The organism is Microbacterium xylanilyticum (assembly GCF_054654695.1).
On the sequence record NZ_BAAIEN010000002.1, the window covers coordinates 3216285 to 3239740 of the forward strand.

At 72.2% G+C, this 23456-nt stretch carries 24 protein-coding genes; 9 read left to right on the plus strand and 15 right to left on the minus strand.

All coding sequences use genetic code 11. From position 1 onward, the window contains the following. Window positions 1–94: 94 nt before the first annotated feature. The 4 genes from ACYQ1L_RS16160 to ACYQ1L_RS16175 are packed head-to-tail and all read right to left on the minus strand — an operon-like array spanning window position 95 to window position 3951. A complete protein-coding gene (locus ACYQ1L_RS16160; RefSeq protein ID WP_460005050.1) occupies window positions 95–1468 on the minus strand; it encodes an FAD-dependent oxidoreductase in 1374 nt (457 codons plus the stop codon). 20 nt (window positions 1469–1488) lie between these two features. Next, complete coding sequence (locus ACYQ1L_RS16165) at window positions 1489–2550, minus strand: polyprenyl synthetase family protein (RefSeq protein ID WP_460005051.1); 1062 nt, start codon at window positions 2548–2550, stop codon at window positions 1489–1491. Window positions 2551–2595: 45 nt separating this feature from the next. Then, the gene (locus tag ACYQ1L_RS16170; protein WP_460005052.1) at window positions 2596–3318 is read right to left on the minus strand and encodes a class I SAM-dependent methyltransferase; all 723 of its coding nucleotides are present in this window, start codon (window positions 3316–3318) and stop codon (window positions 2596–2598) included. 42 nt (window positions 3319–3360) lie between these two features. Continuing rightward, on the minus strand, window positions 3361–3951 hold the full coding sequence (locus ACYQ1L_RS16175) for a DUF402 domain-containing protein (protein ID WP_460005053.1): 591 nt from the start codon (window positions 3949–3951) through the stop codon (window positions 3361–3363). A gap of 117 nt (window positions 3952–4068) precedes the next feature. On the opposite strand from ACYQ1L_RS16175, the gene ACYQ1L_RS16180 reads away from it, so the two are divergent. Further along, window positions 4069–5400 (plus strand): isochorismate synthase, encoded by a 1332-nt coding sequence (locus ACYQ1L_RS16180; protein WP_460005054.1) that lies wholly within the window; start codon window positions 4069–4071, stop codon window positions 5398–5400. Window positions 5401–5432: 32 nt separating this feature from the next. On the opposite strand, the gene ACYQ1L_RS16185 is transcribed toward ACYQ1L_RS16180, so the two are convergent. The 3 genes from ACYQ1L_RS16185 to ACYQ1L_RS16195 all read right to left on the minus strand — a co-directional run bounded on the left by ACYQ1L_RS16185 (window position 5433) and on the right by ACYQ1L_RS16195 (window position 8441). After that, window positions 5433–6290, minus strand: a complete 858-nt coding sequence (locus ACYQ1L_RS16185) for a polyphosphate kinase 2 family protein (protein WP_460005055.1) — start codon at window positions 6288–6290, stop codon at window positions 5433–5435. A gap of 139 nt (window positions 6291–6429) precedes the next feature. Then, window positions 6430–8073, minus strand: coding sequence for a 2-succinyl-5-enolpyruvyl-6-hydroxy-3-cyclohexene-1-carboxylic-acid synthase (gene menD / locus ACYQ1L_RS16190; RefSeq protein WP_460005056.1), 1644 nt, complete (start codon window positions 8071–8073; stop codon window positions 6430–6432). Further along, complete coding sequence (locus ACYQ1L_RS16195) at window positions 8070–8441, minus strand: PLDc N-terminal domain-containing protein (RefSeq protein ID WP_460005057.1); 372 nt, start codon at window positions 8439–8441, stop codon at window positions 8070–8072. Before ACYQ1L_RS16195 ends, menD begins: the two co-directional genes overlap by 4 nt. Before the next feature lie 132 nt (window positions 8442–8573). Between ACYQ1L_RS16195 and ACYQ1L_RS16200 the strand changes: the two genes are divergently transcribed. Beyond that, complete coding sequence (locus ACYQ1L_RS16200) at window positions 8574–8885, plus strand: DUF4229 domain-containing protein (protein ID WP_460005058.1); 312 nt, start codon at window positions 8574–8576, stop codon at window positions 8883–8885. A 63-nt stretch (window positions 8886–8948) separates the two neighbouring features. Here the strand turns inward: ACYQ1L_RS16200 and ACYQ1L_RS16205 are convergent, their stop codons facing one another. From ACYQ1L_RS16205 to ACYQ1L_RS16215, 3 genes are all read right to left on the minus strand, one after another. Beyond that, on the minus strand, window positions 8949–9596 hold the full coding sequence (locus tag ACYQ1L_RS16205) for a dihydrofolate reductase family protein (protein WP_460005059.1): 648 nt from the start codon (window positions 9594–9596) through the stop codon (window positions 8949–8951). Between the two features lie 63 nt (window positions 9597–9659). Continuing rightward, window positions 9660–9953 carry a DUF4287 domain-containing protein gene (locus tag ACYQ1L_RS16210; RefSeq protein ID WP_460005838.1) on the minus strand — a complete coding sequence of 98 codons (294 nt, stop codon included), beginning with the start codon at window positions 9951–9953 and terminating at the stop codon, window positions 9660–9662. Between the two features lie 23 nt (window positions 9954–9976). After that, entirely contained in the window at window positions 9977–10138 is a 162-nt protein-coding gene (locus tag ACYQ1L_RS16215) for a cupin domain-containing protein (RefSeq protein ID WP_460005060.1), read from the minus strand. Window positions 10139–10149: 11 nt separating this feature from the next. Between ACYQ1L_RS16215 and ACYQ1L_RS16220 the strand changes: the two genes are divergently transcribed. After that, on the plus strand, window positions 10150–10302 hold the full coding sequence (locus ACYQ1L_RS16220) for a helix-turn-helix domain-containing protein (protein WP_460005061.1): 153 nt from the start codon (window positions 10150–10152) through the stop codon (window positions 10300–10302). A 133-nt stretch (window positions 10303–10435) separates the two neighbouring features. Here ACYQ1L_RS16220 and helR read toward each other — a convergent pair whose 3' ends face one another. Next, a complete protein-coding gene (gene helR, locus ACYQ1L_RS16225) occupies window positions 10436–12784 on the minus strand; it encodes an RNA polymerase recycling motor ATPase HelR (RefSeq protein ID WP_460005062.1) in 2349 nt (782 codons plus the stop codon). 293 nt (window positions 12785–13077) lie between these two features. Between helR and ACYQ1L_RS16230 the strand changes: the two genes are divergently transcribed. Further along, window positions 13078–14364, plus strand: coding sequence for a M18 family aminopeptidase (locus ACYQ1L_RS16230; RefSeq protein WP_460005063.1), 1287 nt, complete (start codon window positions 13078–13080; stop codon window positions 14362–14364). An 82-nt stretch (window positions 14365–14446) separates the two neighbouring features. On the opposite strand, the gene ACYQ1L_RS16235 is transcribed toward ACYQ1L_RS16230, so the two are convergent. Continuing rightward, window positions 14447–15820, minus strand: a complete 1374-nt coding sequence (locus ACYQ1L_RS16235) for a pyridoxal phosphate-dependent decarboxylase family protein (RefSeq protein ID WP_460005064.1) — start codon at window positions 15818–15820, stop codon at window positions 14447–14449. A gap of 170 nt (window positions 15821–15990) precedes the next feature. Here ACYQ1L_RS16235 and ACYQ1L_RS16240 point away from each other — a divergent pair, with 170 nt between their 5' ends. Both ACYQ1L_RS16240 and ACYQ1L_RS16245 read left to right on the plus strand, forming a co-directional pair. Further along, window positions 15991–17451 (plus strand): purine-cytosine permease family protein, encoded by a 1461-nt coding sequence (locus ACYQ1L_RS16240; protein ID WP_460005065.1) that lies wholly within the window; start codon window positions 15991–15993, stop codon window positions 17449–17451. A 98-nt stretch (window positions 17452–17549) separates the two neighbouring features. After that, window positions 17550–18083 carry a cysteine hydrolase family protein gene (locus ACYQ1L_RS16245; protein WP_460005839.1) on the plus strand — a complete coding sequence of 178 codons (534 nt, stop codon included), beginning with the start codon at window positions 17550–17552 and terminating at the stop codon, window positions 18081–18083. Window positions 18084–18216: 133 nt separating this feature from the next. Here the strand turns inward: ACYQ1L_RS16245 and ACYQ1L_RS16250 are convergent, their stop codons facing one another. Continuing rightward, on the minus strand, window positions 18217–18813 hold the full coding sequence (locus ACYQ1L_RS16250) for a TetR/AcrR family transcriptional regulator (protein ID WP_460005066.1): 597 nt from the start codon (window positions 18811–18813) through the stop codon (window positions 18217–18219). A 69-nt stretch (window positions 18814–18882) separates the two neighbouring features. Between ACYQ1L_RS16250 and ACYQ1L_RS16255 the strand changes: the two genes are divergently transcribed. From ACYQ1L_RS16255 to ACYQ1L_RS16265, 3 genes are all read left to right on the plus strand, one after another. Further along, a complete protein-coding gene (locus tag ACYQ1L_RS16255; RefSeq protein ID WP_460005067.1) occupies window positions 18883–19917 on the plus strand; it encodes an agmatine deiminase family protein in 1035 nt (344 codons plus the stop codon). Between the two features lie 63 nt (window positions 19918–19980). Further along, window positions 19981–21672, plus strand: a complete 1692-nt coding sequence (locus tag ACYQ1L_RS16260; protein WP_460005068.1) for an amidase — start codon at window positions 19981–19983, stop codon at window positions 21670–21672. Window positions 21673–21808: 136 nt separating this feature from the next. Continuing rightward, a complete protein-coding gene (locus tag ACYQ1L_RS16265) occupies window positions 21809–22156 on the plus strand; it encodes a hypothetical protein (RefSeq protein WP_460005069.1) in 348 nt (115 codons plus the stop codon). 62 nt (window positions 22157–22218) lie between these two features. Here ACYQ1L_RS16265 and ACYQ1L_RS16270 read toward each other — a convergent pair whose 3' ends face one another. Continuing rightward, window positions 22219–22707, minus strand: coding sequence for an FBP domain-containing protein (locus tag ACYQ1L_RS16270; protein ID WP_460005070.1), 489 nt, complete (start codon window positions 22705–22707; stop codon window positions 22219–22221). Window positions 22708–22972: 265 nt separating this feature from the next. Further along, complete coding sequence (locus tag ACYQ1L_RS20135; protein ID WP_488199508.1) at window positions 22973–23368, minus strand: four-helix bundle copper-binding protein; 396 nt, start codon at window positions 23366–23368, stop codon at window positions 22973–22975. Between the last annotated feature and the right edge of the window lie 88 nt (window positions 23369–23456).

Here is a 23456-nt window from a genome sequence, read left to right on the forward strand (position 1 = left end):
ACCTCAGCGTATCCACGCGGACGAGGACGGCGAGACGGGGTCGAGCGCCCGGCGTCCCTTCGACAGGCTGAAGGGACCGAATGCCGCGGACGCGTCACTCCCCGCGGGAGATCCGCACCATGTCCTCGCGAGGGACGACCTTGATGCGGGCGCGCTCCTCGGCCGCCCCCAGGGCGATCTCGTGCTCGTCGAGGCGGTGCCAGCCGTCGAGGTCGGTCCAGCGCACGCCGCGCTCTGCGAGCAGCGCGGGGACCGCCTCCTCCGACGGGTCCTCTGGCTGCCACCAGGATCCCTGGTCGTTGATGAGGTGGCGCACGGTCTCCATCGCGTCCGACTTCGTGTGGCCGATGAGACCCACCGGGCCGCGCTTGATCCAGCCGGTCGCGTAGATGCCGGGCACCCGCTGGTTCGAGTCCTTCGCGAGCACCTGCCCCTCGCGGTTCGGGATCACGCCGTGCTTCTTGTCGAACGGCACGCCGGGAAGCGGCGAGCCGAAGTAGCCGACCGCGCGGTACAGCGCCTGGATGGGCACCTCGCGCAGCTGGCCGGTGCCCACGGCGCCGCCGGTGCCGTCGGGCTTCGTGCGCTCGTAGACCAGGGCGGAGACCCGGCCGCTCTCGTCGGTGCGGATCTCGACGGGGCGCGCCCAGAAGTGCAGGTGCAGCCGGCGCGACGCGGATCCGCCGGCGTTGTTGACGGACCCGCGCTTGCGCCACGACTGCAGCACGCGGTCGATGACCATGACCTGCTTGTTGCTCGCGATGGCGTCGCGGGAGGCGTCGTCGTAGTCGAAGTCCTCGTCGTAGACGACCATGTCCACGTCCCGCAGCTCGCCGAGCTCGCGCAGCTCGAGCGGGGTGAACTTCACCTGCGCGGGTCCGCGGCGGCCGAACACGTGCACGTCCGTGACGGCGCTGCTCTTCAGCCCCTCGTAGACGTTCGCCGGCACCTCGGTGACGAGCAGATCCTCGGCGTGCTTGGCGAGCATGCGGGACACGTCGAGCGCCACGTTGCCGTTGCCGATCACGGCGACCGACTGCGCGTCCAGCGGCCACTCCCGCGGCACGTCGGGGTGTCCGTCGAACCAGCTCACGTAGTCGGCGGCGCCGTAGGATCCGACCGCGTCGATGCCGGGGATGTCCAGATCCGTGTCGCGGCGCGCGCCGGTCGCGAAGATCACGGCGTTGTAGTGGCGCTTCAGATCGTCGAGGGTGATGTCGGTGCCGAAGTTCACGTTGCCGAACAGGCGGATGTCGCCGCGATCCAGCACGTCGCGCAGGGCGGTGATGATGCCCTTGATGCGCGGGTGGTCCGGGGCGACCCCGTAGCGGACCAGGCCGTAGGGGGCGGGGAGCTGCTCGAACAGGTCGATCGACACGTCGAAGCGGCGCTCGGCCTTGAGCAGGAGGTCCGCGGCGTAGATGCCGGCGGGGCCGGCGCCGACGATGGCAAGCCTGAGCTTGGTCATGGTGTTCCTTTCGGCAGCGGTCAGCTGCTGCGGTCCGCGAGCGTCTCCGCGAACCGGGTCAGCGCCTCGCGCACGGCGCCCTTGGGCAGCACGGCGAGCTCGTCGATGGCGCCCTGGGTCCAGCTGCGGGCCAGCTCGAGCGTCTTGCGGGTGACGTCGTGGTCGCGCAGGCGCGCGAGGGCGTCGTCGAGGATCGCCGGATCCTCGCCGGCGGCGATCCGCTGCACACCGGCATCGATCTCGGCGGCGAGCGCGACCGATTCCGGATCCGTCTCGACGCCCAGCAGCAGCGAGGGCATGGTCGGCACCCCGGCGCGGAGGTCGGTGCCGGGCACCTTGCCGGTGTCCTCGGGCTTCGCGGACAGGTCGATCACGTCGTCCAGCAGCTGGAACGCGACGCCGACCTTCTCGCCGTAGACGCGCAGCGGCTCCTCGAACTCGGCGGGGGCACCGGAGAAGATGGCGCCGGCCTGTGTGGCGGCCGCGATCAGGGATCCGGTCTTGTCCGCGAGCACCTGGATGTAGAAGTCGATCGGATCGTCGCCGGGCTGCGGTCCCACGGTCTCGTGCATCTGCCCGAGCACGAGACGCTCGAAGGTGTCGGCCTGCAGCCGGATCGCGCGGTCGCCGTGGCCGCTCATGAGCTTGAGCGCCCGGGAGAACAGGATGTCCCCGGTGAGGATCGCGACGTTGTTGCCCCACACCGCGTGGGCGGCGGGGACGCCGCGACGACGGTCGGCGCCGTCCATGACGTCGTCGTGGTACAGCGAGCCGAGATGGGTGAGCTCCAGTGCCTTGGCGATGTCGATCACGGCGGGCAGGTTGCCGCCGCCGAGCTGCGCGGTGAGCAGCGCGAGCACCGGCCGCACCCGCTTGCCGCCGGCCTCGTACAGGTAGCGGCTCGTCGCGTCGGCGAGCGAGTCCGCGACGTGCAGGTCCTCGGCGAGGCCCTCCTCGACCAGGTCGAGCCCCGCTTCGACCTCGCGGGCGAGCTTGCGCGCGGCGGGGCCGCCGAAGACGCGGTCGCTGAAGCCGAGACGGCTCGCGAGGCGCGAACCCGTGGCGGCGGAGCTCGAAGTCACGGCATCCAGCCTACCCGCGATCACCGGGGTGGTTGAGCGCGCCGGTCAGGCCCGCGGCTTGCGCGCGCGGTGCAGGGCGACCATGCCGAAGGACAGGTTGCGCCAGGCCACATCGATCCAGCCCGCCTCGCGCAGCCAGGACGCGAGGGTGCGCTGGTCGGGCCATTCCCGGATCGACTCGTTGAGGTAGTCGTACGCCTCGCCGTTGGTCCCGGCGATGCGCGCCACCCGCGGCAGCACCTGCGCGTTGTAGATCCGGTAGAAGGCACGCACCAGCTTCGCCGGGGGCGTGGAGAACTCGTTGATCACGACGCGGCCGCCGGGCTTGGTCACCCGGTACAGCTCGGCGATCGCCTTCTTCGGATCCTGCACGTTGCGCAGGCTGTACGACATCGTGACGGCGTCGAAGGAGTCGTCCTCGAAGGGGAGCTTCGTGGCATCGGCCTCGACGAAGCTGAGGTTCGGCATGTGCCCGTGACGGCGCCGGCCCTCCGCGAGCATGCCGGGCGAGAAGTCGGCCGCGACGACCTCGGCCCCGCTGCGCGCGAGCGAGGCGGAGGACGATCCCGTTCCCGCGCCGAGGTCGAGGATCCGCTCGCCCTTCTTCGGGGCGACCGCGCGGGTCGTCGCGGCGCGCCACAGCGCGTCGTTGCCGACTGTCATCACGGTGTTCGTGCGGTCGTAGCCGGCGGCGACCTGGTCGAACATGCCGCTGACGCGGGACGGATCCTTGCCGAGGTCGGCGCGGTTGGGCTCAGACGGGGTCACCCGTCCAGCCTACGCGCGTGCGGCCCGCCTCCTGCCCCCGGGTCAGAACGGCCGACGTGCGGGCAGCGGGAGCTCCGCGAGCCGGTCCAGCCACACGTCGGCGGTGGCGTCGTCGAACGGCGGCAGCTGTGCGCGCACCCGGCGCTCGAGGTCGGCGGCGAGCGCCTCGAGGTGCTGCTGCACGTCGGCGGGGTAGCCGTACTGCACGCGGTGCTCGTCCCATTCGTCCTCGTCGTCGATCCAGGTGCCGCGCTCCCCCTCGACCCGCACCACGTCGAGATCCATATCGATGCCCGTGAACAGCACGGGCACGTCGTCCGCGCCGGGGGCGTCGTCGACCGGCACCGCGCGCACATCCCAGGCGAGGTCGATGTAGATGCGCATCCCCTTGGGATGGTCGCGGTTGACGGTCAGCGCGTAGTCGCCGCCCGGCGGCACCAGGGTGACGTTGGGCGCGGTCGCCGTGAAGGTCCGCCCCGGGCGCTCGCTCCCCCAGCCCGCGGGCTGGCCGACCCAGTCCCCCCACTGGTCGGATCCGAGATACACGCACTCGTGGCGCCAGTGCGGGGATCCGTCCCACTTGCGCCACTGGAAGACGATCTCGGTTCCGGCTGCGGGACGTGCGGGGGTCACGGTCACACTCTATGCGGGTGGACTGCCCGGGGTGCCGTGCGCGCAGCTCCGCGTCGGGTGCTCGCCCGGGCCCCGCCTCCGCACGGGCGGGCTGCGGACACGCAATAGGCTGGATCCGTGAGTGCCGGCCTGGTCGTTCAGACGCGAGAGTTCGACCTCGCCGACGACCTGCTCGCCTACGCGGATCCCGCGGACCCGCGTGCGTGGCTGCGCCGCGGCGACGGGATCGTCGCAGTCGGCGCCGAGATCGCCCGGATCGTGCGCGTCGGCCCCGGCGTCGGGCCGCGCACGGCGGCGCTGAGCCGCGCCTGGGACGACATCCGCGCCGACGCCCGGGTCGATGATCCGCTGCGGCTGCCCGGCACCGGCCTCGTGGCGTTCGCGGCGCTCGTGTTCGACGAGGAGTCGTCGGCCGACAGCGTGCTGATCGTGCCGCGCACCGTGATCGGCCGGCACGGCGGCCGCACGTGGATCACCCGCATCGTGGACGCCGGCGCCGCCTCCGGCACCTCCCCGGAGGACACCGGCAGCGCGTCCGGTGCCTCCACCGAGGACGCCGCCGCGACTACCGGTCCCGCCGCCGATCCCGCGCCCACGGCCTTCGGACCGCACTGGGCGGGCACCCTCGGCCCGGGCGCGCAGACGGCGCAGGGCTACCAGGCGTCCGTGCGGGCGGCGCTGTCCGCGATCGCCGACGCGCGGTACGGCAAGGTCGTGCTCGCGCGCGATCTCGTCGGCACGGTGCCGGCCGGGTCCGACCTGCGCCGGCTGGTGCGCGCGCTCAGCACGGAGTACCCCGACACCTGGGCGTTCGCCGTCGACGGCCTCATCGGCGCGAGCCCGGAGACCCTCGTCACGGTGCAGGACGGCGTGGTGACGGCCCGGGTGCTGGCCGGCACGACCGCGCGCGGCGCCGACGCCGTGACCGACGCGCGTGCCGCGGCGTCCCTGGCCGACAGCCCCAAGGACAACGACGAGCACGCGTTCGCCGTGCGCAGCGTGGTCGCCGCGCTCGCCCCGCACACCACGGCGCTCGACGCGGACGGCGGCCCGTTCATCCTGGAGCTGCCGAACCTGTTCCACCTCGCCACCGACGTGCGGGCGCAGCTCAGCGACGGCGCCTCGGCCCTCGATCTGGCGGCGGCGCTGCACCCCACGGCGGCGGTCGCGGGCACTCCGACCGACGCGGCGGTGGCGGCCATCCGCGAGCTGGAGCCGTTCGACCGCGGGCGCTACGCCGGGCCCGTGGGCTGGATCGACGCGGCGGGCAACGGCGAATGGGCGATCGCGCTGCGCTGCGCCCAGTTCGATGTGAGCGGCTCGGGATCCGACCGGCCGACCGCCTTGACGGCATATGCCGGTGCGGGCATCGTGGCCGGCAGCGACCCCGAGGCGGAGCTGCTGGAGACGCGGGTCAAGTTCCGCCCCATCGTCGACGCGCTCGCCTGAGTCCCCGGCGGGGTCGTGGGAGCGACCTCGCCTCAGCTCGCGGCGAGGCGCTTCTTCTCGGTCTCGACGTCGAAGTCGGCGACCGGCCACTGCGGATCGATGTCCTCGAGCGCGGCGAGCAGCAGCTCCTGCACGGCCAGGCGCGCGTACCACTTGCGGTTCGCCGGGATCACGTACCACGGCGCTTCATCGGTCGAGGTGCGCGCGAAGGCCGTGTCGTACGCCGCCATGTAGTCGTCCCAGAGCAGGCGCTCATCGGTGTCGCCCGGGTTGAACTTCCAGTTCTTCTCGGGGCGTTCCAGCCGCTCCATGAGGCGCTCCTTCTGCTCATCGCGCGAGATGTGCAGCATGACCTTGATGATCCGGGTGCCGGCGGCGGCCACGCGCCGCTCGAAGTCGACGATGGCGTCGTAGCGCCGCTCGATCTCCTCGGTGGGCGCGAGCGAGCGCACCCGGGCGATGAGCACGTCCTCGTAGTGCGAGCGGTCGAACACGCCGATCTTGCCGTCGCCCGGCAGGCGCTTCTCGATGCGCCACAGGAAGTCGTGCTGCAGCTCCTCGGCCGTCGGTGCCTTGAACGCGGCGAGCTCGACGCCCTGCGGATCCACACCGCCCACCACGTGACGCACGATCCCGCCCTTGCCCGCCGAGTCCATCGCCTGCAGCACGAGCAGCACGCTGGCCTGCGCCTCCCCGACCGCGGAGCGGGCGAACAGCCGCTCCTGCAGCTCGCCGAGCGCCTCCAGCCCGGTGGCGAGCGACGCCGCACCATCCGACTTGCCGCCCTCGTACCCGGGGGTGGAGTCGGGATCCACTCCCGCGAGTCCCGCGGAGGTCACACGGAGGACATCGGCAGCCGGTGCGGTCCACCCGGCGGAGTGCTGGCTCATGGTCCCCATGATGGCGGATCCGACCGGACGATGGACGGAACTCCGTCAGAACCCGCCCGTGTTCCGCGGGCCGCCGGATGGCGGCCGGAAGCGACGGCGATCCGGCCCGCTGCGTCCGGGCCGGCGGCCGCATCGCGCCTCAGCGCGCGAGCGGGACCTCGATGAGCTGCGGTCCCGTGACCTCGGCGGCGAGCGCCTGCTCCAGCTCGGCCACGGTGCGTGTGCGCACATACGTCCAGCCGTACGCGGCGGCCAGCGGTTCCAGGGCGACGGACTGCGGCGTGTAGAAGGCGCGGTCGAGATCGCCGGCGGGGGCGGTGCCCGCCACCTCGAGCCCGTCGAAGATCGTGCCGCCGCCGTCATTGCCGACGACGACCTGGATCCGCGGGGCCGGCTCGTCGGCCGGCAGCAGCAGGGATCCGACGTCGTGCAGGAAGGAGAGGTCGCCGAGGAGCACCCGGACCGTGCCGGGCTCTCCCCCGGCCTGCGCGGCGAGCGCGACGCCGATGCCCGTGGCGATCGTGCCGTCGATGCCGGCGAGCCCACGGTTCGCGTGCACCCGCACGTCGCCGCCGTCGACGAGCTGATCCGCCACGCGCACGATCCGCGACGACCCGAACAGCAGGCGGTCCTCGGCCGTGCTCGCCCCCCATACGGCGCGGACCAGAGCGGCACGGTCCACCGGGCCCTCCGAGCTGCCGCCGTCGGGCGCCTCCCCGGCCGTCGAATCGCGGGACGCCGCCCCCGCCGTCGAACCACCGAGCGGGTCGGTCCACGAAGCCAGCCACTCCGCATCCACGGGCCCGGGCTCGACCTCGATCGACCCCGCATCCACGGCGGTGCCGGACGGGTTCAGCCGCTCCCCGCCACGGCGCACGGCCACGATCTCGAGGTCCGTGCGGCGCAGCAGGGCCGCGACCTCACGGCTGAGCGTGGGGTGCCCGAGCACGACGACCCGCTGGATCCGGTCGGCGAGCGCGGCGTCGCGCAGGCGCTCCCGGTACGCGGGCACGAGGCGCTCTCCGGTGCGGGCGCCGCTCACGACCTCGGCGATCAGCGGCCACCCGCCGTCGCGGGCGATCCGCGCGGCGTCGGGGCCGGCATCGGCGCCTGCCACCACGACGGTGCGCAGGCCCGCGCCCAACCGCAACGGTTCCCCGGAGGCGGGCCGCGGCAGCGGTCCGCGGGTCGCGCTGAGCGGATCCGGGAGAGCGCCGGAGAGCGGCTCGCGGAACGGCAGGTTCAGGTGCACGGGTCCGGCGACGCCGTCGAGCCCCTCCCCGGCGGCGCCGACCGCGGCGGCCACCGCGTCGACGGCGAGCGCGCCGAACACCCCTGGATCCGCGTCTCCCGGGACGGGCGCGTCCACGCTGAGCCGCGCCCATGGGCGGTACATCCCCGGCTGGATCGTCGCCTGATTCGCTCCCACGCCGCGCAGCTCGGGGGGACGGTCGGCGGTGAGCAGGATCAGGGGCACACCGGCGTGGAACGCCTCCATCACCGCCGGAAGATACCCGGCCGTCGCGGTGCCGGACGTGCAGACCAGAGCCGCTGGGGCGCCGGACTCGCGGCTGAGACCGAGGGCGGTGAACCCGGCGACGCGCTCATCGATGCGCACATGCACGCGGACCGCTCCCGAGCGCGCCAGGGCCGCTGCTGCGAGCGCGAGCGCCTGGGACCGGGAACCCGGCGAGAGCACGATGTCGCGGACGCCGTGCTCCACGAGCACGGTCAGCAGCCGCACGGCGGCGTCGGTGGCGGGCGAGTGCGCGGGCGCCGTCACGGGCGCGAGCCGGGGGAATCGGTGTCGCCGCGGTCATCCAGGCGGGACAGCTCGTCCTCGAGCTCCCGGATCAGCCGCTCCTGCTCGGCGGGGCTGATGCGCCGCACCGGGCGGCTCGCCCCGGTGCGGTCCGGATCCACGTCGTCCAGCGGCAGATAGCGCTCGTCCTCGGCGTCGTGGCCGCGGCGGGTGCGTCCGACCGTGAACCAGAGGACTCCGCCGATCACGGGGATCACCACCACGATCGCGATCCACACGCCCTTGGGCACGCCGCGGTGCCGGCTCGCCGGCTGCACGACGCAGTCGACGATGCTGAACACCCAGAAGACCGCGGCCAGGAAACCGCCGATCACGAGGAAACGTGCCACGGTTCCAGTCTAGGTCGTGCGCTCTCACGGGGATCCGTCGGCCGCGATCGCACGGCTCCTGCCCACCCGATCGGGACCGACGGCATAGGGCCCTCACAGCGCGCCCAGAACGGCTCCTCCTAGACTGAAACCGTGAAACTTCCTCCCCTGCTCGTGTACTCGGTGCTGCGCCTGCTGGCGTTCCTCGTGCCGCTGGGGATCCTGTGGTTCTTCTTCCCCATCTTCCGCGAATTCTGGTGGCTCGCCGCGCTGTTCGCCGCCCTCATCGGCATCAGCATCTCGCTGCTGTTCCTGCGCAATCCCCTCTCCGAGGCGTCGCGCGCGATCTACGAGAAGCGGTCCGCGAAGAGCGCGTCCGCACCGTCCGATGAGGATGTGGAGGACGCGCAGAGTCCCGCCGACGGAGACGGCTCCGGAGCCGACGGCACCCGCGACGCCGCCTGACGACACCGCAGGTGTGGCGACAGCCCGCCGCACCTGCGTCTCCGACACGGGCCTGACTTCGTCTCAGTCGCGGGCGAACGTCACGTGCACGACGCCGCTCTCGGCGACCTCGCTGGTGACCGTGCAGCCGTTCTCGAGCCCGCGCAGCTCGGCCCAGAGGTTCTGGCCGCGGCCGAGCAGGATGGGCCTGATGCCCACGTGGAGCCGGTCGATGAGGCCGGCAGCGAGGAACTCGCGGACCGTGTCGACGCCGCCGCCGATGCGGACGTCCGCGCCGCCGGCCGCCTCGGTCGCGAGCGCCAGGGCCTCGGCCGGAGTGGCGTCGAGGAAGCGGAACTCCGTGCCGTTGGCGAAGGAGATCGGATCCCGCTCCGCTCTGTGCGTGAGCACGAAGACGGGGCAGTGGAACGGCGGCTCCTCGCCCCACCAGCCGCGCCAGTCCGGGTCGTCGGGGAAGTTGTGCAGGCCGAACATGCCGGCGCCCATGATCTCGGCGCCGATGTTCTCGAAGTAGGCGGCGCCGTAGCGGTCGTCGACGCCGGTCGTCCCGCCGCCGGACCGGTCGCCGAGCACCCTTTCACGAAACGTGCGCGTCGCCGTGTAGGCGGCGACGAGGCGGCCCCAGTCCTCGCCGAACGGGTTCTCCGGCGTCTGGTCGGTGGTCGACGCATAGCCGTCGAGGGAGATGTTGAGGTCTGCGCGAACGGCCATGGAGCGGATCCTTGCTGGTCGAGGACGAGGGGTCGAGGGGCGGCGGGTGGCGGAGCCGCGGTGTCAGGCGCGGTGCGGATCCGAGTCCTTGCCGTCGAGCCAGAGCGTATCGGTGGCGTCGCGGTGCGCGCCATCGGTTCCGACATGCTTCGTGCTGATCGTCGGGCCCTTCGTGATGACGTGGACGACGGCCATGCCGTGGCCGCGCCCGAGACCGTACTCGGTCTTCAGCCACTCGAGGATCGGCGTCGCCTCGGTCTCCGGCCCGAAGCCCTGAGCGGCGGCGAGATCGACGATCTGCCGGGGCGTGAGCCCGGTCTTCGTCTCGACGGCATCGAGATATGCCTGGAAGAACATGTTCTTCTCCTGCAGGGTCGTGGTCACTCGACCACGGTCTGGATGATGACGGCGGAGGCATGGATCCCGATCAGGTGCATGGTTCCGGATCCGACGTTCTCGAATCTGTGGGGAACGAAAGCGGGCCCGGTGACCGTATCGCCCGCGGTCGCCGTGATGATGTGCTCGCCGACCGTGAACGCCACCTCGCCCCCGCGTGGCGGAGGAGGCGGGGATCGCACGGTCGACCGCCTCCCATCACCTCACCGTGCTGCGCGACGCCGGCCTGGTGGTCAGCAGCCGCGACGGTTCGCGGATGATGCACCTGCGCACCCCGCTCGGCGAGGCCCTGGTCGGCGCCGCACTCTGACCGCTCTCGGTTCCTGAGCGAGCGGAGCGCCCTTCGTCTCGTCGCTGCGCTCCTCGCTCAGGGACCGGGACGCTCCTCGCTCAGGGACCGACCGCTCCCGGTTCCTGAGCGAGCGCAGCGAGACGAAGGACGTTCAGCGGCCGTCCGACGTCAGCACGAGCAGCTCCTGGGTCGCGCGGGTCATGGACACGTAGCGGTCCACGGCCCCCTCGATGCCGTCGCCGAAGCGCTCCGGATCCACGAGCACGACCAGATCGAACTCGAGCCCCTTCGCCGTCACCGGCGTGCGCAGCCGCACCCGCTGCCCCGCCGCGCCCTGGGGATCCGGATACGGACGGTCGTCGCCGATCACGCAGGCGATCCCCTCCTCGTGTCCGGCGAGCCACTCGGCGAGGATCCCATCGCGCTCCTCCGGCGTCCCGTACCGCACCGGGATCCCGCTGGAGCGCACCGAGACGGGCACGTTCGCATCGGGCAGCGCGGCGCGGATCACGGGCTCGGCGACCGCCATCACCTCCTCGGGCGTGCGGTAGTTGATGCGCAGCGAGGCGTGCTCGATGCGGCGCAGGCCCACTCGCCCGAGCCGGTCGGTCCACGTCTCGCCGAAGCCGTGCCTCGCCTGCGCACGGTCGCCGACGATCGTCAGGCTGTGCGAGGGCACCCGGCGCAGCAGCATCGCCCATTCCGCGTCGCTGAGCTCCTGCGCCTCGTCCACGATCACGTGCGCGAACGGGCCCGCGAGCGTGTCCGGATCCCGGCGCGGAAGGGCGTCCTCGTCGAGGAGCATCTCGCGCACGCCCGCGCTGTCGTCACCGAAGAAGAACCCGGTGATCGCGCTCTCCTTATCGTCGTCGGCGGCGAGCAACTCGTCGAGCACCCGCTCGCGGTACTCGCGCTCCTCCGCGGTGACCGCCTCGCGCCGCCGTCGCCGGCGGGTGCCCTCGGGGTCGCCGATGAGCGCCCGCGCCGCGTCGAGGATCGGCAGGTCCTGCCGGGTCCACACGCGCGGGTCCGCACCGTCCTCCGGGGAGCGCCGCAGCGACGCCCGCTCGTGGTCGTCGAGCCACGGCGCGCAGATGCGCAGGTAGGCCGGCGTCGCCCACAGGTCGGCGACGACGCCGGCCGGATCCAGCACCGGCCATGCCGCCACGAAGGCGCGCTGCAGCGCGGTGCTCTGCCGCAGCGCCCGGTCGAGCTGGCGCGGGGGCACGTCCTCGTCGGCGTTCTCCTCCACGAGCACACCGACCAGCGCCTCCCACGCCTCGTCGCGGGCGTCGTTGTGCGGCGTGCCGGGCGCGGGGGCGTCGAACGCCTCGGTCCACGCGGAGGGCTCCACGATCACGTCCCGCCACGGCGTCTCGACGAGCAGCGGCTCGGCGGGCGCGTGCTCGTGGTAGCGCACGGCCGCGGTGACCGCATCGAGCAGACGCGCACCCGACTTCAGCGCGCGGGCGAGCGGATCCTGCTCCTCCGCCATGCGATCCCCGTCGCGTCCCTCCCGCACGAGGTCGGGCAGCGTGCAGACCTGCACGCTGTCCTCGCCGAGGCTCGGCAGCACGTCCTCCACGTAGGCCAGATACGGCCGGTGCGGGCCGACGAACAGGATCCCGCCGTGGCTGAGCCGCTGCTCGGCGTGCATGAGGTAGGCGGCGCGATGCAGCGCGACCACGGTCTTCCCGGTTCCGGGACCGCCGTCGACGACGAGCGCATCGCGCGACGAGGCGCGGATGATCGCATCCTGGTCGGCCTGGATGGTGCTGAGAACATCCCGCATCCGCGGCGAGCGCGAGGCACCGAGGCTCGCGATGAACGCCGACTGGTCGTCGAGCGCGGCGGTGCCGTCGAGCCCCGCCCGGGCGTACGCGGCAGCGTCGAACACCTCGTCCCAGTAGTCGGTGATCCGCCGCTCGTTCCCGGGGCCCGCCGACCAGCGGTAGCGGCGCCGGCTCACCAGCCCCGCAGGATCCGCGTGGGTGGCGGCGAAGAACGGCTCCGCCGCGGGGGCGCGCCAGTCGACGAGCAGCCGGCGCCCGGTCGCATCCGACAGGCCGATGCGACCGATGTAGACCGCCTCCGTGCCGCTCGCCGTCCCGACCACCATGCGGCCGAGACAGAGGTCCACCCCGAACCGCCGCAGCATCTGCAAGCGCGAGGTCGAGCGGTGGATCTCCAGGTCGCGGTCCAGCGCCTCCTGCCCGAGGCGGGCGTGGACGGAGCGCAGGCGGGTGAGCCGCTCCTCCAGGGCGGCGATCTCCTCGGCGAGCCGGTCGCGCACGGCGGCGAGGTGGGCGTCGTCCGCGGCGATGAGCGCGGGGGCGGCCTTGCGGGCGAGGGTGGGCGGAAGCGCGAACACCGACGCATGGCGCGCGGCCGTCGGCGGGGCGACGGCATCTGCCGGACCGGCCGGGGTGCTCACCGCGGTCTCGGGGCGAGCTTCGGAGCGGATGTCGGGGTGGGTTTCAGGGCGGATTTCAGGGCGCACGGATCCTCCGGTTCCTGGGCGAAGCCACCCAGTCTGCCCCGGCAGGGGGCCCTTGCCGCAAGCCCCACCCCCTCCGGTATCCTGGAAGTGCAGGGAGCGGTCCGCCAGGACCCGCTCCCTTCCTCATGCCGCACCCGTTCAGGTCGCACTTTCGGCGCGAAAACGGTGGCCGGAAGAGCAGATATCGCGACCTGAGCACGGAAGCGGCCGCGTCAGGGCTTGGGCCGCGCGGCTACGATCGAAAGTGCTGCTGCGCCGCCTGGACGGTCGCACCTCGCCTCGGAAGGATCCTGATGTCCCACGCCGCCTCCGCCCGCTCCCACGTCGAGGACCTCGCCGACTTCGTCGCCGCATCGCCGTCGAGCTACCACGCGGCCGAGGAGGTCGCCCGCCGCCTCGAGGAGCAGGGTTTCACTCGCCTCGACGAGTCCGAGGCCTGGCCGGCGCAGGCGGGTGGCCGGTTCGTCATCGTGCGCGACGGCGCCGCGATCGCCTGGATCGTGCCTGCCGGAGCCACCGCCACGACGCCCGTGAACGTGCTCGGCGCCCACACCGACTCCCCGGGCTTCAAGCTCAAGCCCCGCCCGACCACCGGATCCCGCGGCTGGCTGCAGGCGGCCGTCGAGGTGTACGGCGGTCCGCTGCTGAACTCGTGGCTCGACCGCGAACTGCGCCTGGGCGGCCGGCTCGCGCTGGCCGACGGACGCGTCGTGCTCGCCGCGACCGGGCCGCTGCTGCGCCTGCCGCAGCTCGCGATCCACCTCGACCGCAGCGTCAACAACGGCCTCGCGCTGGACAAGCAGGTCGAGACGCAGCCCGTATGGGGTCTCGGCGACCCCGAGTCGGCCGACATCCTCGGCGAGCTCGCCGGCGCCGCCGGGGTGGATCCGCTCGAGATCCGCGGCTTCGACGTCGTCATCGCCGACAGCGCCCGGGGTGCGGTCTTCGGCAAGGACGACGCCTTCTTCGCGAGCGGCCGCCTCGACGACCTCGCCTCCGTGCACGCCGGCGTCGTGGCGCTCGGCGAGGTCGCGGCGCACGGCGACCCGCAGGCGATCGCCGTGCTCGCCGCCTTCGACCACGAGGAGCTCGGATCCGGTTCCCGCTCCGGTGCCGCCGGCCCCATCCTGGAGGACGTGCTCGAGCGCATCTACGCCGGGCTCGACGCCGACGCGGTCGACGTGCACCGCGCGTACGCCGCGTCGTGGTGCCTGTCCAGCGACGTGGGCCACTCGGTGCACCCGAACTACGCCGGCAAGCACGACCCGGTCGTGCAGCCCGTGCTCGGATCCGGCCCGATCCTGAAGATCAACGCGAACCAGCGCTACGCCACCGACGCCGTGGGCGCCGCCGCGTGGCACCGCTGGTGCGACGCCGCCGGCGTGGTGACGCAGGAGTTCGTCTCGAACAACGACGTGCCCTGCGGCTCCACGATCGGCCCGATCACCGCTACCCGGCTCGGGATCCGCACGGTCGACGTGGGGATCCCGATCCTGTCGATGCACTCCGCCCGGGAGCTCGCCGGCGTCAGCGACCTGCACGACCTCGCGGCCGTCGCACGGGCGTTCTTCGCGAGCTGAGGCCGCGCAGGCCCTTCGTCTCGCTCCGCTCGCTCAGGGACCGGTCGAGACGAAGGGCGCTCAACGCCCCCGGCGCGGGCGATCAGCGCATGGTGTCGAGGATCCCGACGAGGTCCTCGAACGTGGTCAGCGGGTTGAGGATCGCGAAGCGCGTGTTCACCCGGCCGGCGTGCGAGCTCGGCACCACCAGGGCGCGCTGCGTCTCGAGCAGCTCGTCCGACCAGCGGTCGTAATCGGCGCGCTCCCAGCCCTCGCGCTCGAACACGACCACCGACAGCTGCGGGTCGCGCACGAGCCGCAGCTCCGGGCGCGAGGCGATCTCGTCCGCGATCCGGCGGGTCAGCGCCAGCGTCTCGCTGACGGCGGCGCGGTACGCGTCGACGCCGTAGGTGGCCAGCGAGAACCACAGCGGCAGGCCACGGGGACGCCGGGTGAGCTGGATCGAGTAGTCCGAGGGGCTGAACTCATCGGTGTCGGTGAGGGTGTCGAGGTACTCGGCGTGCTGGGTGTGCGCACGGCGGCCGGTCTCCGGGTCGCGGTAGAGCAGCGCGCAGCAGTCGAACGGCGCGAACAGCCACTTGTGCGGATCCACGACGAGCGAGTCGGCGCGCTCGACGCCGGCGAACCAGTCCCGTGCCTCGGGTGCGAGCATCGCGGTGAGCCCGTAGGCGCCGTCGACGTGCAGCCAGAAGTCGAACTCGTCCTTGAGCGCGGCGATGCCGGCGATGTCGTCGAGAATGCCGAAGTTCGTGGATCCGGCGGTCGCGACGACCGCGAACGCGGCGTCGCCGTGCTCCTCGAGCGCGGCGCGCACGGCATCCGCGCGCAGCACGCCGTCGTCCCCCGCGGGGACGGCCACGACGTCGACGTCCATGATCTTCGCGGCGGACTTGTTCGAGGAGTGCGCCTCCAGGCTGCAGATGAGCTTCCAGCGCGGCGGCAGTTCGCGGCCGGCGGCGAGCAGCCGCTCCTTCGCGGTCTCGCGGGCCGCGGCGAGCGCGGACAGGTTGCCGATCGTGCCGCCCTGCACGAACACGCCGCCGGCGGTGGCGGGCAGTCCGAACTCGGCGGCGAGGAAGGCGAGGACCTCGTTCTCGGCGTGCACGGCGCCGGCTCCCTCGAGCCAGCTGCCGCCGTAGAGGCCGGAGGCGGAGACGACGAGGTCGAACGCCATGGCGGCCACCGTAGGCGCGTTCGGGATGAACGACAGGTAGTTCGGGTGGCTCGTGGTGAGGCAGGCCGGGGCGAGGATGTGCTCGAACACGCTCAGCGCGCGCTGCGCGCCGAGGCCCTGGTCGGTGATGGTCGTGCCGACGAGACGGCGCAGCTCGGCTTCGGGCTGCGGCTTGTCCAGCGGCACATCGGTGGCGAGCATCCGTCGGCGGGAGTAGTCGAGCACGGCGTCGACGATCGCGGCGGATTCGGGCGAGGCGGCATGCATGCGCGCGGCGTCCATGAAGGATCCTTCCGACCCGGAAGCCTACGGGCGCCCGGCGACGAGCAGAATGCCGCGCCGGATCAACGGGTCGGCGATATCGTACCGGACCCGCCCTTCCGAGACCATGGGCGCGCGCAGTGCCAGGATGGGAGCAATCCGCGACGACCGCGGCTTCACCCGGAGGCAGCATGTCACCCGAAAGCAGCACCGCAGCTCCCGCACTGATCGAGCGCAACGGGATCGAGATCATCCCCGAGTCCGAGCGCACCGGGCGCCCCCGGGACCTGTTCTGGCCCTGGTTCGCGGCCAACGTCTCCGTGTTCGGGATGTCGTACGGATCCTTCCTGCTCGGCTTCGGGATCTCGCTCTGGCAGGCGACGGTCGTCGCCGTCATCGGCATCGTGGTGTCGTTCGCCCTGTGCGGGCTCATCGCGATCGCGGGCAAGCGCGGGTCCGCACCGACCATGGTGCTCTCCCGCGCCGCGTTCGGCGTGCAGGGTCAGAAGATCCCCGGCATCGTCTCGTGGCTGACCTCGATCGGCTGGGAGACGTCGCTCACGATCACCGCCGTGCTCGCCACCACCACGGTGCTGCACGCGCTGGGGTGGGTGGGCGCCGGCGGCGACGTCGCGGTGCACCTCATCGCGACCGTGCTCGTCGCGGCGCTCATCGTGGGCGCCTCGGTGCTCGGCTATCACACGATCATGAAGCTGCAGTCGGTGCTCACCTGGCTCACCGGCGCGTTCACGGTGCTGTTCCTCATCCTCACCGTGAACAGCATCGACTGGACGAAGGCGTTCGCGCGCCCCGACGGCACCCTCGCGCAGACGATCGGCGCCCTCGTCATGGTCATGACCGGGTTCGGGCTCGGCTGGATCAACATCGCCGCCGACTGGTCCCGCTATCAGAAGCGCACCGCCTCCGACACGCAGATCGTGGCCTGGAACACGATCGGCGGATCCGTCGCGCCCATCGTCCTGGTCTTCTTCGGTCTCCTGCTCGCCGGCTCGGACGACAAGCTGAGCGCGGCGGTCGCGGCGGATCCGATCGGCGCGCTCGCGACGCTGCTGCCGGCCTGGGCGCTGTTCCCGTTCCTCATCGTGGCGATCCTCACCCTCGTCTCCGGCGCGGTGCTGGGCATCTACTCGTCGGGGCTGACGCTGCTCAGCCTCGGGATCCGGATCCCCCGGCCCGCCGCCGCGGCGGTCGACGGCGTGATCCTCACGATCGGCACCATCGTCGTCGTGTTCTTCGCGCAGGACTTCCTCGGGCCGTTCCAGTCCTTCCTCATCACGCTCGGCGTGCCGATGGCGGCGTGGGCCGGGATCCTCATCGCCGACATCCTGCGCCGCAGGAAGGACTACGACGAGGCGGCGCTGTTCGACGCCCGCGGCCGCTACGGCGCCTGGGACGGCGTCTCGATCCTCACGCTCGTCGTCGCCTCGGTGATCGGCTGGGGATTCGTCATCAACACGTTCGCTGAGGCCGCCCCGTGGAACAACTGGCAGGGGTACTTCCTCGGCCTCATCGGCGGCAAGGACGGCGAGTGGGCGTACGCCAACCTCGGCGTGTTCTTCGCGCTCGTGCTCGGCTTCGTCGTGACCTGGTTCGCCCGCGCCAGCAGGATCCGCCGGCAGGAACAGGCGTGACAGGCTCCCCGGTCCCTGAGCCCGTCGAAGGGACGGCAAGTGGCCCCCGCGCGTCCCGGTCCCTGAGCGAGCAGAGGGAGACGAAGGACCCGTGGGTGGTGGTCGTCGACCCGCAGCACATCTTCGCGGCGGCCGACTCGGCGTGGGGATCCCCGATGTTCCCCGCGGCGCTGGAGAACATCCGCCGCCTGGCCGATGCGGCCGGCGGGCGCGTGCTCATCACCCGCTGGCTGCCCACCGCCGATCGGAGCACCTCGTGGGGGGACTACTTCGCGGCCTGGCCGTTCGCCGACCGTCCCGCCGATGACCCGCTCTACGACCTCGTGCCGGGAGTGCGGGAGCTGTCGGCGCACCCGACGCTCGACCTCCCCACCTTCGGCAAATGGGGCGCCGAGCTCGAGCGGCGGATCGGATCCGCACCTGTCGTGCTGACCGGGGTCTCCACCGACTGCTGCGTGATCTCGACGGCACTGGCCGCCGCCGACGCGGGCGCCCGTGTGACGATCGCCGCCGACGCCTGCGCGGGGTCGACGCCGGAGAACCACGCCGCCGCGCTCGCAGTCATGGGGCTCTACCCGCCGCAGCTCACGGTGTCGGACACCGGGACGGCGCTCCGGCTCCTGCGCCCCTGAGCCCTGGCGTGAACCGCGAGACTGCGACGACGCGACGAGACTGCGACAGTCTGCTGCAGTCTCGTCGTGCAGTTGCCGTCTCGCGGATCCGGTCGTGCGGGGATCCGCGCCCGCGGGGTGCCGCGCGACGCGGTCAGCCGAGGACGGCGGCGACGGTGCGCCGCGCGAGACCGGCCCGGTCTTCGGGCGCCCACTTCACGAGCGAGTGCGCGTTCATGCCGTCCACCGTGGCGAGCAGCAGCCACGCGGCTCCCTCTGCCTGCGCGGCGGAGATCTCGCCTTCCTCCACGCCCTCGGCCACGACGGCCTCGAGGTCCTGCTGCCAGCGGTCCATCTCGGTGCGCACCCGCGCCGCGAGCTCGTCGTTGCGCGCACCGGCCGCCCACGCCTGCACCCAGATCAGGGTCACGTCGTCGCGGTCGCCGTCCAGGAGCATCTCCACGATGCGGGTGATGCGCTCCCGCAGGCCCTGGGCCACCCTGCCGGCGGCCATGACCTCCTCGCGTTCGGCCCCCACGATCGTGCCGAACACGTCGGCCACGAACGCGTCCATGCTGGGCCGGTAGTGCGCCACCAGCGCCGGGGTCACCCCTGCTGCAGCCGCGACGGTGCGCACGGTGAGTCCCGCGATCCCGTTCTGGCGAGCGAGCGCGACGGCTGCGTCGAGGATGGCCCGCTCGCGCTGCTCCGGCGGCATCCGCTTCGGACGAGGGCTTGACGAGGTGCTCATGAGGCTATACCGTATCGCTAGTTGGTCGCTTGTTCAATAAGCGCCGCGAACCCGATCCGAGGAGCACCGATGCCCTGGCAGATGCCCAGCGAGACCGCCCGCCACGACCGCGTCTGGATGGCGTTCCCCGCCGAAGGAGAGACCCTCGGCGACACCGACGCACTGCGCGAGGAGGGCTACGCGACCTGGACCGCAGTGGCGCACGCCGTGTCCGAGTTCACGCCCGTGACGATGCTGGTGGATCCGAGCGAGCTGACCCGCGCCCGCCGCATGCTCTCCTCCGACATCACGATCCTCGAGGCCCCGGTCGACGAGTTCTGGATGCGCGACTCGGGCCCCACCTTCGTCGTCGACGCCGAGCGCCCCGGCGTGCTCGGGGCCGTGGACTGGGTGTTCAACGGCTGGGGCGCGAACTCCTGGGCGTCGTGGACGAAGTCCGGCGAGCACGCGCGCATCATCGCCGCCGAGGTCGGCGCCGAGCTGGTCAGCTCCATGCTCGTCAACGAGGGCGGCGGCATCCACGTCGACGGCGAGGGCACGGTCCTGCTCACCGAGACGGTGCAGCTCGACCCGCGCCGCAACCCGTACCTCGACCGGCAGCGCGTCGAGGCCGAGATGCTCCGCACGATCGGCGCGACGAAGGCGGTGTGGCTGCCCCGCGGTCTCACCCGCGACTACGACGAGTTCGGCACCAACGGCCACGTCGACATCGTCGCCGCGATCAGTTCCCCCGGCCGGATCCTCCTGCACGCGCAGCAGGATCCCGAGCACCCCGACTTCGAGGTGTCGGCCGCCCTGCGCGAGCACCTCGCCGGGCAGACGGATGCCGCAGGTCGCGCCTTCGAGATCGTCGACCTGCCCGCGCCCTCCACCCTGCGCGACGAAGAGGGGTTCGTCGACTGGAGCTACGTGAACCACCTGGTCACGAACGACGGCGTCATCGCCTGCGGGTTCGACGACGATGTCGCGGACGCGCGTGCCCGCGACATCCTCGCCGACGCCTACCCCGGACGCCGCGTCGTCACTGTCGACGCCCGGCCGCTGTTCGACCGCGGCGGCGGCATCCACTGCATCACCCAGCAGCAGCCCACGCTGGCCCGCTGAGCGCGCCCGTCCCACCCGGCCGCCGAAGCCCTCGCACCGCCTGACCCTTCGAAGGATCCGCCCATGTTCGACGTCGTCGAGACCCCCATCGCCCGCCTGCGCGCGGCCCTCGAGGCCGGCGAGACCACGGCCGTCGAGCTCGTCGAGGCTTACCTCGCCCGCATCGACGCCTATGACGGCCCCGACACCGAGACCGCGCTGAATGCGGTCGTCGTGCGCAACCCCGAGGCGCGTGCCGAGGCCGAGGCCTCGGATGCCCGGCGCGCCCGGGGTGAGACCCTCGGCCCGCTCGACGGCATCCCGTACACCGCGAAGGACAGCTACCTCGTGCGCGGGCTGACGGCGGCCGCCGGCTCCCCCGCCTTCGCCGACCTCGTCGCGCAGCGCGACGCGTTCACCGTCGAGCGGCTGCGGGCCGGCGGCGCGATCTGCCTCGGCCTCACGAACATGCCGCCCATGGCGAACGGCGGGATGCAGCGCGGGGTCTACGGTCGCGCGGAGAGCCCCTACAACGCGGACTGGCTCACGAGCGCGTTCGGATCCGGGTCGTCGAACGGATCCGGCACGGCGACCGCCGCGTCCTTCGCCGCCTTCGGGCTGGGCGAGGAGACCTGGTCCAGCGGACGGGCGCCCGCATCCCACAACGCGCTCGTCGCCTACTGCCCGAGCCGCGGTGTCATCTCGGTCCGTGGCAACTGGCCGCTGGTCCCGACGCAGGACATCGTCGTGCCGCACGCCCGCACCATCGCGGACCTGCTCGAGATCCTCGACGTCGTCGTCGCCGATGACGACACCACGCGCGGTGACTTCTGGCGGGCGCAGCCGTGGGTGCCGCTGCCCCGGGCCTCGGACGTGCGACCCGAGTCGTATGCCGCCCTGCCGCCAGCGGATCTCCGCGGCAAGCGCTTCGGCGTCCCGCGGATGTACATCAACGCGGATCCGGAGGCCGGCACCGGCACCGGCATCGGCGGCCCGACCGGGCAGCGCATCGAGACCCGCCCGTCGATCATGGACCTGTGGCGCGACGCCCGCGCAGCCCTCGAGGCGGCCGGCGCCGAAGTGGTCGAGGTCGACTTCCCCGCCGTCACCAACTACGAGGGGGATCGCGCGGGCGCGCCGACCATCACCACCCGCGGCATCGTTCCCGCGGACTTCCTGCGCAGCGAGGTCATCGAGCTGTGCGCGTGGGGGTGGGACGACTTCCTGCAGGCGAACGGCGATCCCGCGCTCCACACGCTGGCGCAGGTCGATGGCGCCCAGATCTTCCCCGCGCCCCCGGGCGCGCTGCCCGATCGCTACACCGGCTTCGACGACGACATCAACGAGCTGCCCGACCTGTTCCGGGCGCACCCGGTCACCGACATGACGACCATCCCGCACATGGAGGAGGGTCTTCGCGGCCTCGAGGAGACGCGCCGAATCGACTTCGAGGAGTGGATGGATCGGCTCGGGCTGGATGCCGTGATCCACCCGACCATGGCGGACATCGGCCCCGCCGACATGGACGTCAACCCCGTCTCGGCCGACCAGGGCTGGCGCAACGGCGTCTGGGTCGCCAACGGCAACATCGTGCCGCGCCACCTCGGCATCCCCTCCGTGACGGTGCCGATGGGCACGTTGGCGGACATCGGTATGCCCGTTGGGCTGACGATCTCCGGCCGCGCCTACGACGACACCCGACTGCTGCAGCTCGCTGCCGCGTTCGAGGCGACCGGAGACCGTCGCACCACGCCGCCGCGCACGCCTCGTCTCTGATCGCGCCGGCGCCGGCTCAGCGGCTCCGTGGGCTCAGGCCCGCGGAGCCGCTTGTGTGTCGGCACATTTCAGGGTCGTTTCGCCGACGACACGCCCGGACGTACCCTGATCGGACCGATCCTGTGAGGAGACCACCGTGACCACGCCCCGCGCTCAGCTCTCGCCCGTTCCGGCGCGACAGGCTGCGGCGTGCATGTGCGACCACGGCGACGTCTGCTCCTCCTTCGCTCCGGGGCACGCGCTGCACCTCATCCAAGCGCGCCTCGCGGCCGCGACGACCGCCGGCTGGACCGATGCGCTGGTGACCGACGTCGACCGCTCGGCCGGCATCGTGGAGGTCGTCACCCTCGAGGGCGAGGCGCTCTCGCTGTGGAACGCCGGCGGCGCCGCACTCGAGGTGGAGCTCGGACAGCCGGTCGCCGTGCACACCCGGTGGGACGTGCTCGCGATCGGCGCGCTGCGCTACAACGTCGCACGCGCCTGACGCCCCGAGCAGAAGGCCGCGCCCCGTCGCGGGCGACGATCACGCCACCCGCGACGGAAGGCTCAGGCCTCAAGCTCGCGGAGGAAGCCCTGCACGTGCTCCTGCAGTCGCAGGATCCGCATCTCGCGTGCGGCCTCGCGGTCGAAGCCCTCATAGGCGAGCGGCGGCAGCCGGCGGACGTTGGCCGAGCAGCCGAAGTTCGCGCAGATCAGCACGCCGAGGGAGTTGCCGTTGCGACCTGACGCGCCCGCCTTGCGCGCCGCGAAGAACTGCACGTCGTTGCGCAGCGTGACGTCCTCGCACCACGAGCACTGCGCGCGTGCCAGGGTGCGCTGCTCCGCCTGCTGCAGCAGGACCGACATCGGGGTGCCGTCGGCGCGGTGCGCCACGATGTAGGACCGGCGGGGCAGCTTGGGATCAGGCCAGCCCAGGTAGTCCAGGACGGAGAAGTCCAGGTCGGCGAAGCCGGGCGGCAGGGTGAGGGAGGATGCCTCCTTGCGGGAGGCGTTGCGGAAGGACGCGCGGATGGCGCGCTCGTCGATGGGAAGCATGTCGTGCTCTCTGTGCGATGTCGTTTCGTCCGCCGGACAGCGGAGGAGGCTACTGCCGATGGCAGTCGGAGGAGACCCGCGGAATGCTCACGCGGGCGCGACGAACAGGCCGACGAGACGACTCGTCGGCGGGGGCGTCAGCCTCTGTCACCGGCGCGGAAAGCGCCGGGTACCTCCTTCGACGCCGTGAGGGCGTCACGAACGAACAGCATGCTCCAATCCTACGACACCTCGGTTCTTCGAGAGTCGCGGGGCAGCCTTCAGGTCAGGCCGGCATCATGGAATCGCGCATCGCCATGCAGGCGTCCATGCACGCCTTGCACGCCGCGGCGCACATCCGGCACACCTCGCTGTGGGCTTCGTGCTGCATGCACATGTCCATGCAGAGCTGGCACATCGCCATGCAGGCATCGAGCATCGACATCATGACGGCCGGCGTCATGCCCTGCATCCGCATCATCGACCGCATCATGGTGTTGCACATGTCCGCGCAGTTCATGCACGCGGGCGAGCAGTCCATCATCTGGGTCGAGCACACGGTACAGGCCTGCTCGCACGCCGAGCACGCGTCCATGCATGCCTGCATGAGCGACATGTCCATGGCCTGCATGCCGGGCATCATGTCCATGTTCTTCATCGAATCCATCATCATCGCGTCCATCGCGAGCTCCTTCGGTTCACCAGGAGGCGGGCGATCAACCCGTCTGACGACAGCGTAGCCCCGTCGTGCCTCCGCGTCGATGCCGAAT

Coding starts and splice junctions, on each gene's coding strand:
- ACYQ1L_RS16255 (WP_460005067.1), top strand. CDS start 18,883: ATGCCCTGGCAGATGCCCAGCGAGACCGCCCGCCACGACCGCGTCTGG.
- ACYQ1L_RS16210 (WP_460005838.1), bottom strand. CDS start 9,953: ATGTTCTTCCAGGCATATCTCGATGCCGTCGAGACGAAGACCGGGCTC.
- ACYQ1L_RS16260 (WP_460005068.1), top strand. CDS start 19,981: ATGTTCGACGTCGTCGAGACCCCCATCGCCCGCCTGCGCGCGGCCCTC.
- ACYQ1L_RS16230 (WP_460005063.1), top strand. CDS start 13,078: ATGTCCCACGCCGCCTCCGCCCGCTCCCACGTCGAGGACCTCGCCGAC.
- ACYQ1L_RS16240 (WP_460005065.1), top strand. CDS start 15,991: ATGTCACCCGAAAGCAGCACCGCAGCTCCCGCACTGATCGAGCGCAAC.
- ACYQ1L_RS16160 (WP_460005050.1), bottom strand. CDS start 1,468: ATGACCAAGCTCAGGCTTGCCATCGTCGGCGCCGGCCCCGCCGGCATC.
- ACYQ1L_RS16270 (WP_460005070.1), bottom strand. CDS start 22,707: ATGCTTCCCATCGACGAGCGCGCCATCCGCGCGTCCTTCCGCAACGCC.
- ACYQ1L_RS16205 (WP_460005059.1), bottom strand. CDS start 9,596: ATGGCCGTTCGCGCAGACCTCAACATCTCCCTCGACGGCTATGCGTCG.
- ACYQ1L_RS16185 (WP_460005055.1), bottom strand. CDS start 6,290: ATGAGCCAGCACTCCGCCGGGTGGACCGCACCGGCTGCCGATGTCCTC.
- ACYQ1L_RS20135 (WP_488199508.1), bottom strand. CDS start 23,368: ATGGACGCGATGATGATGGATTCGATGAAGAACATGGACATGATGCCC.
- ACYQ1L_RS16235 (WP_460005064.1), bottom strand. CDS start 15,820: ATGGACGCCGCGCGCATGCATGCCGCCTCGCCCGAATCCGCCGCGATC.
- ACYQ1L_RS16250 (WP_460005066.1), bottom strand. CDS start 18,813: ATGAGCACCTCGTCAAGCCCTCGTCCGAAGCGGATGCCGCCGGAGCAG.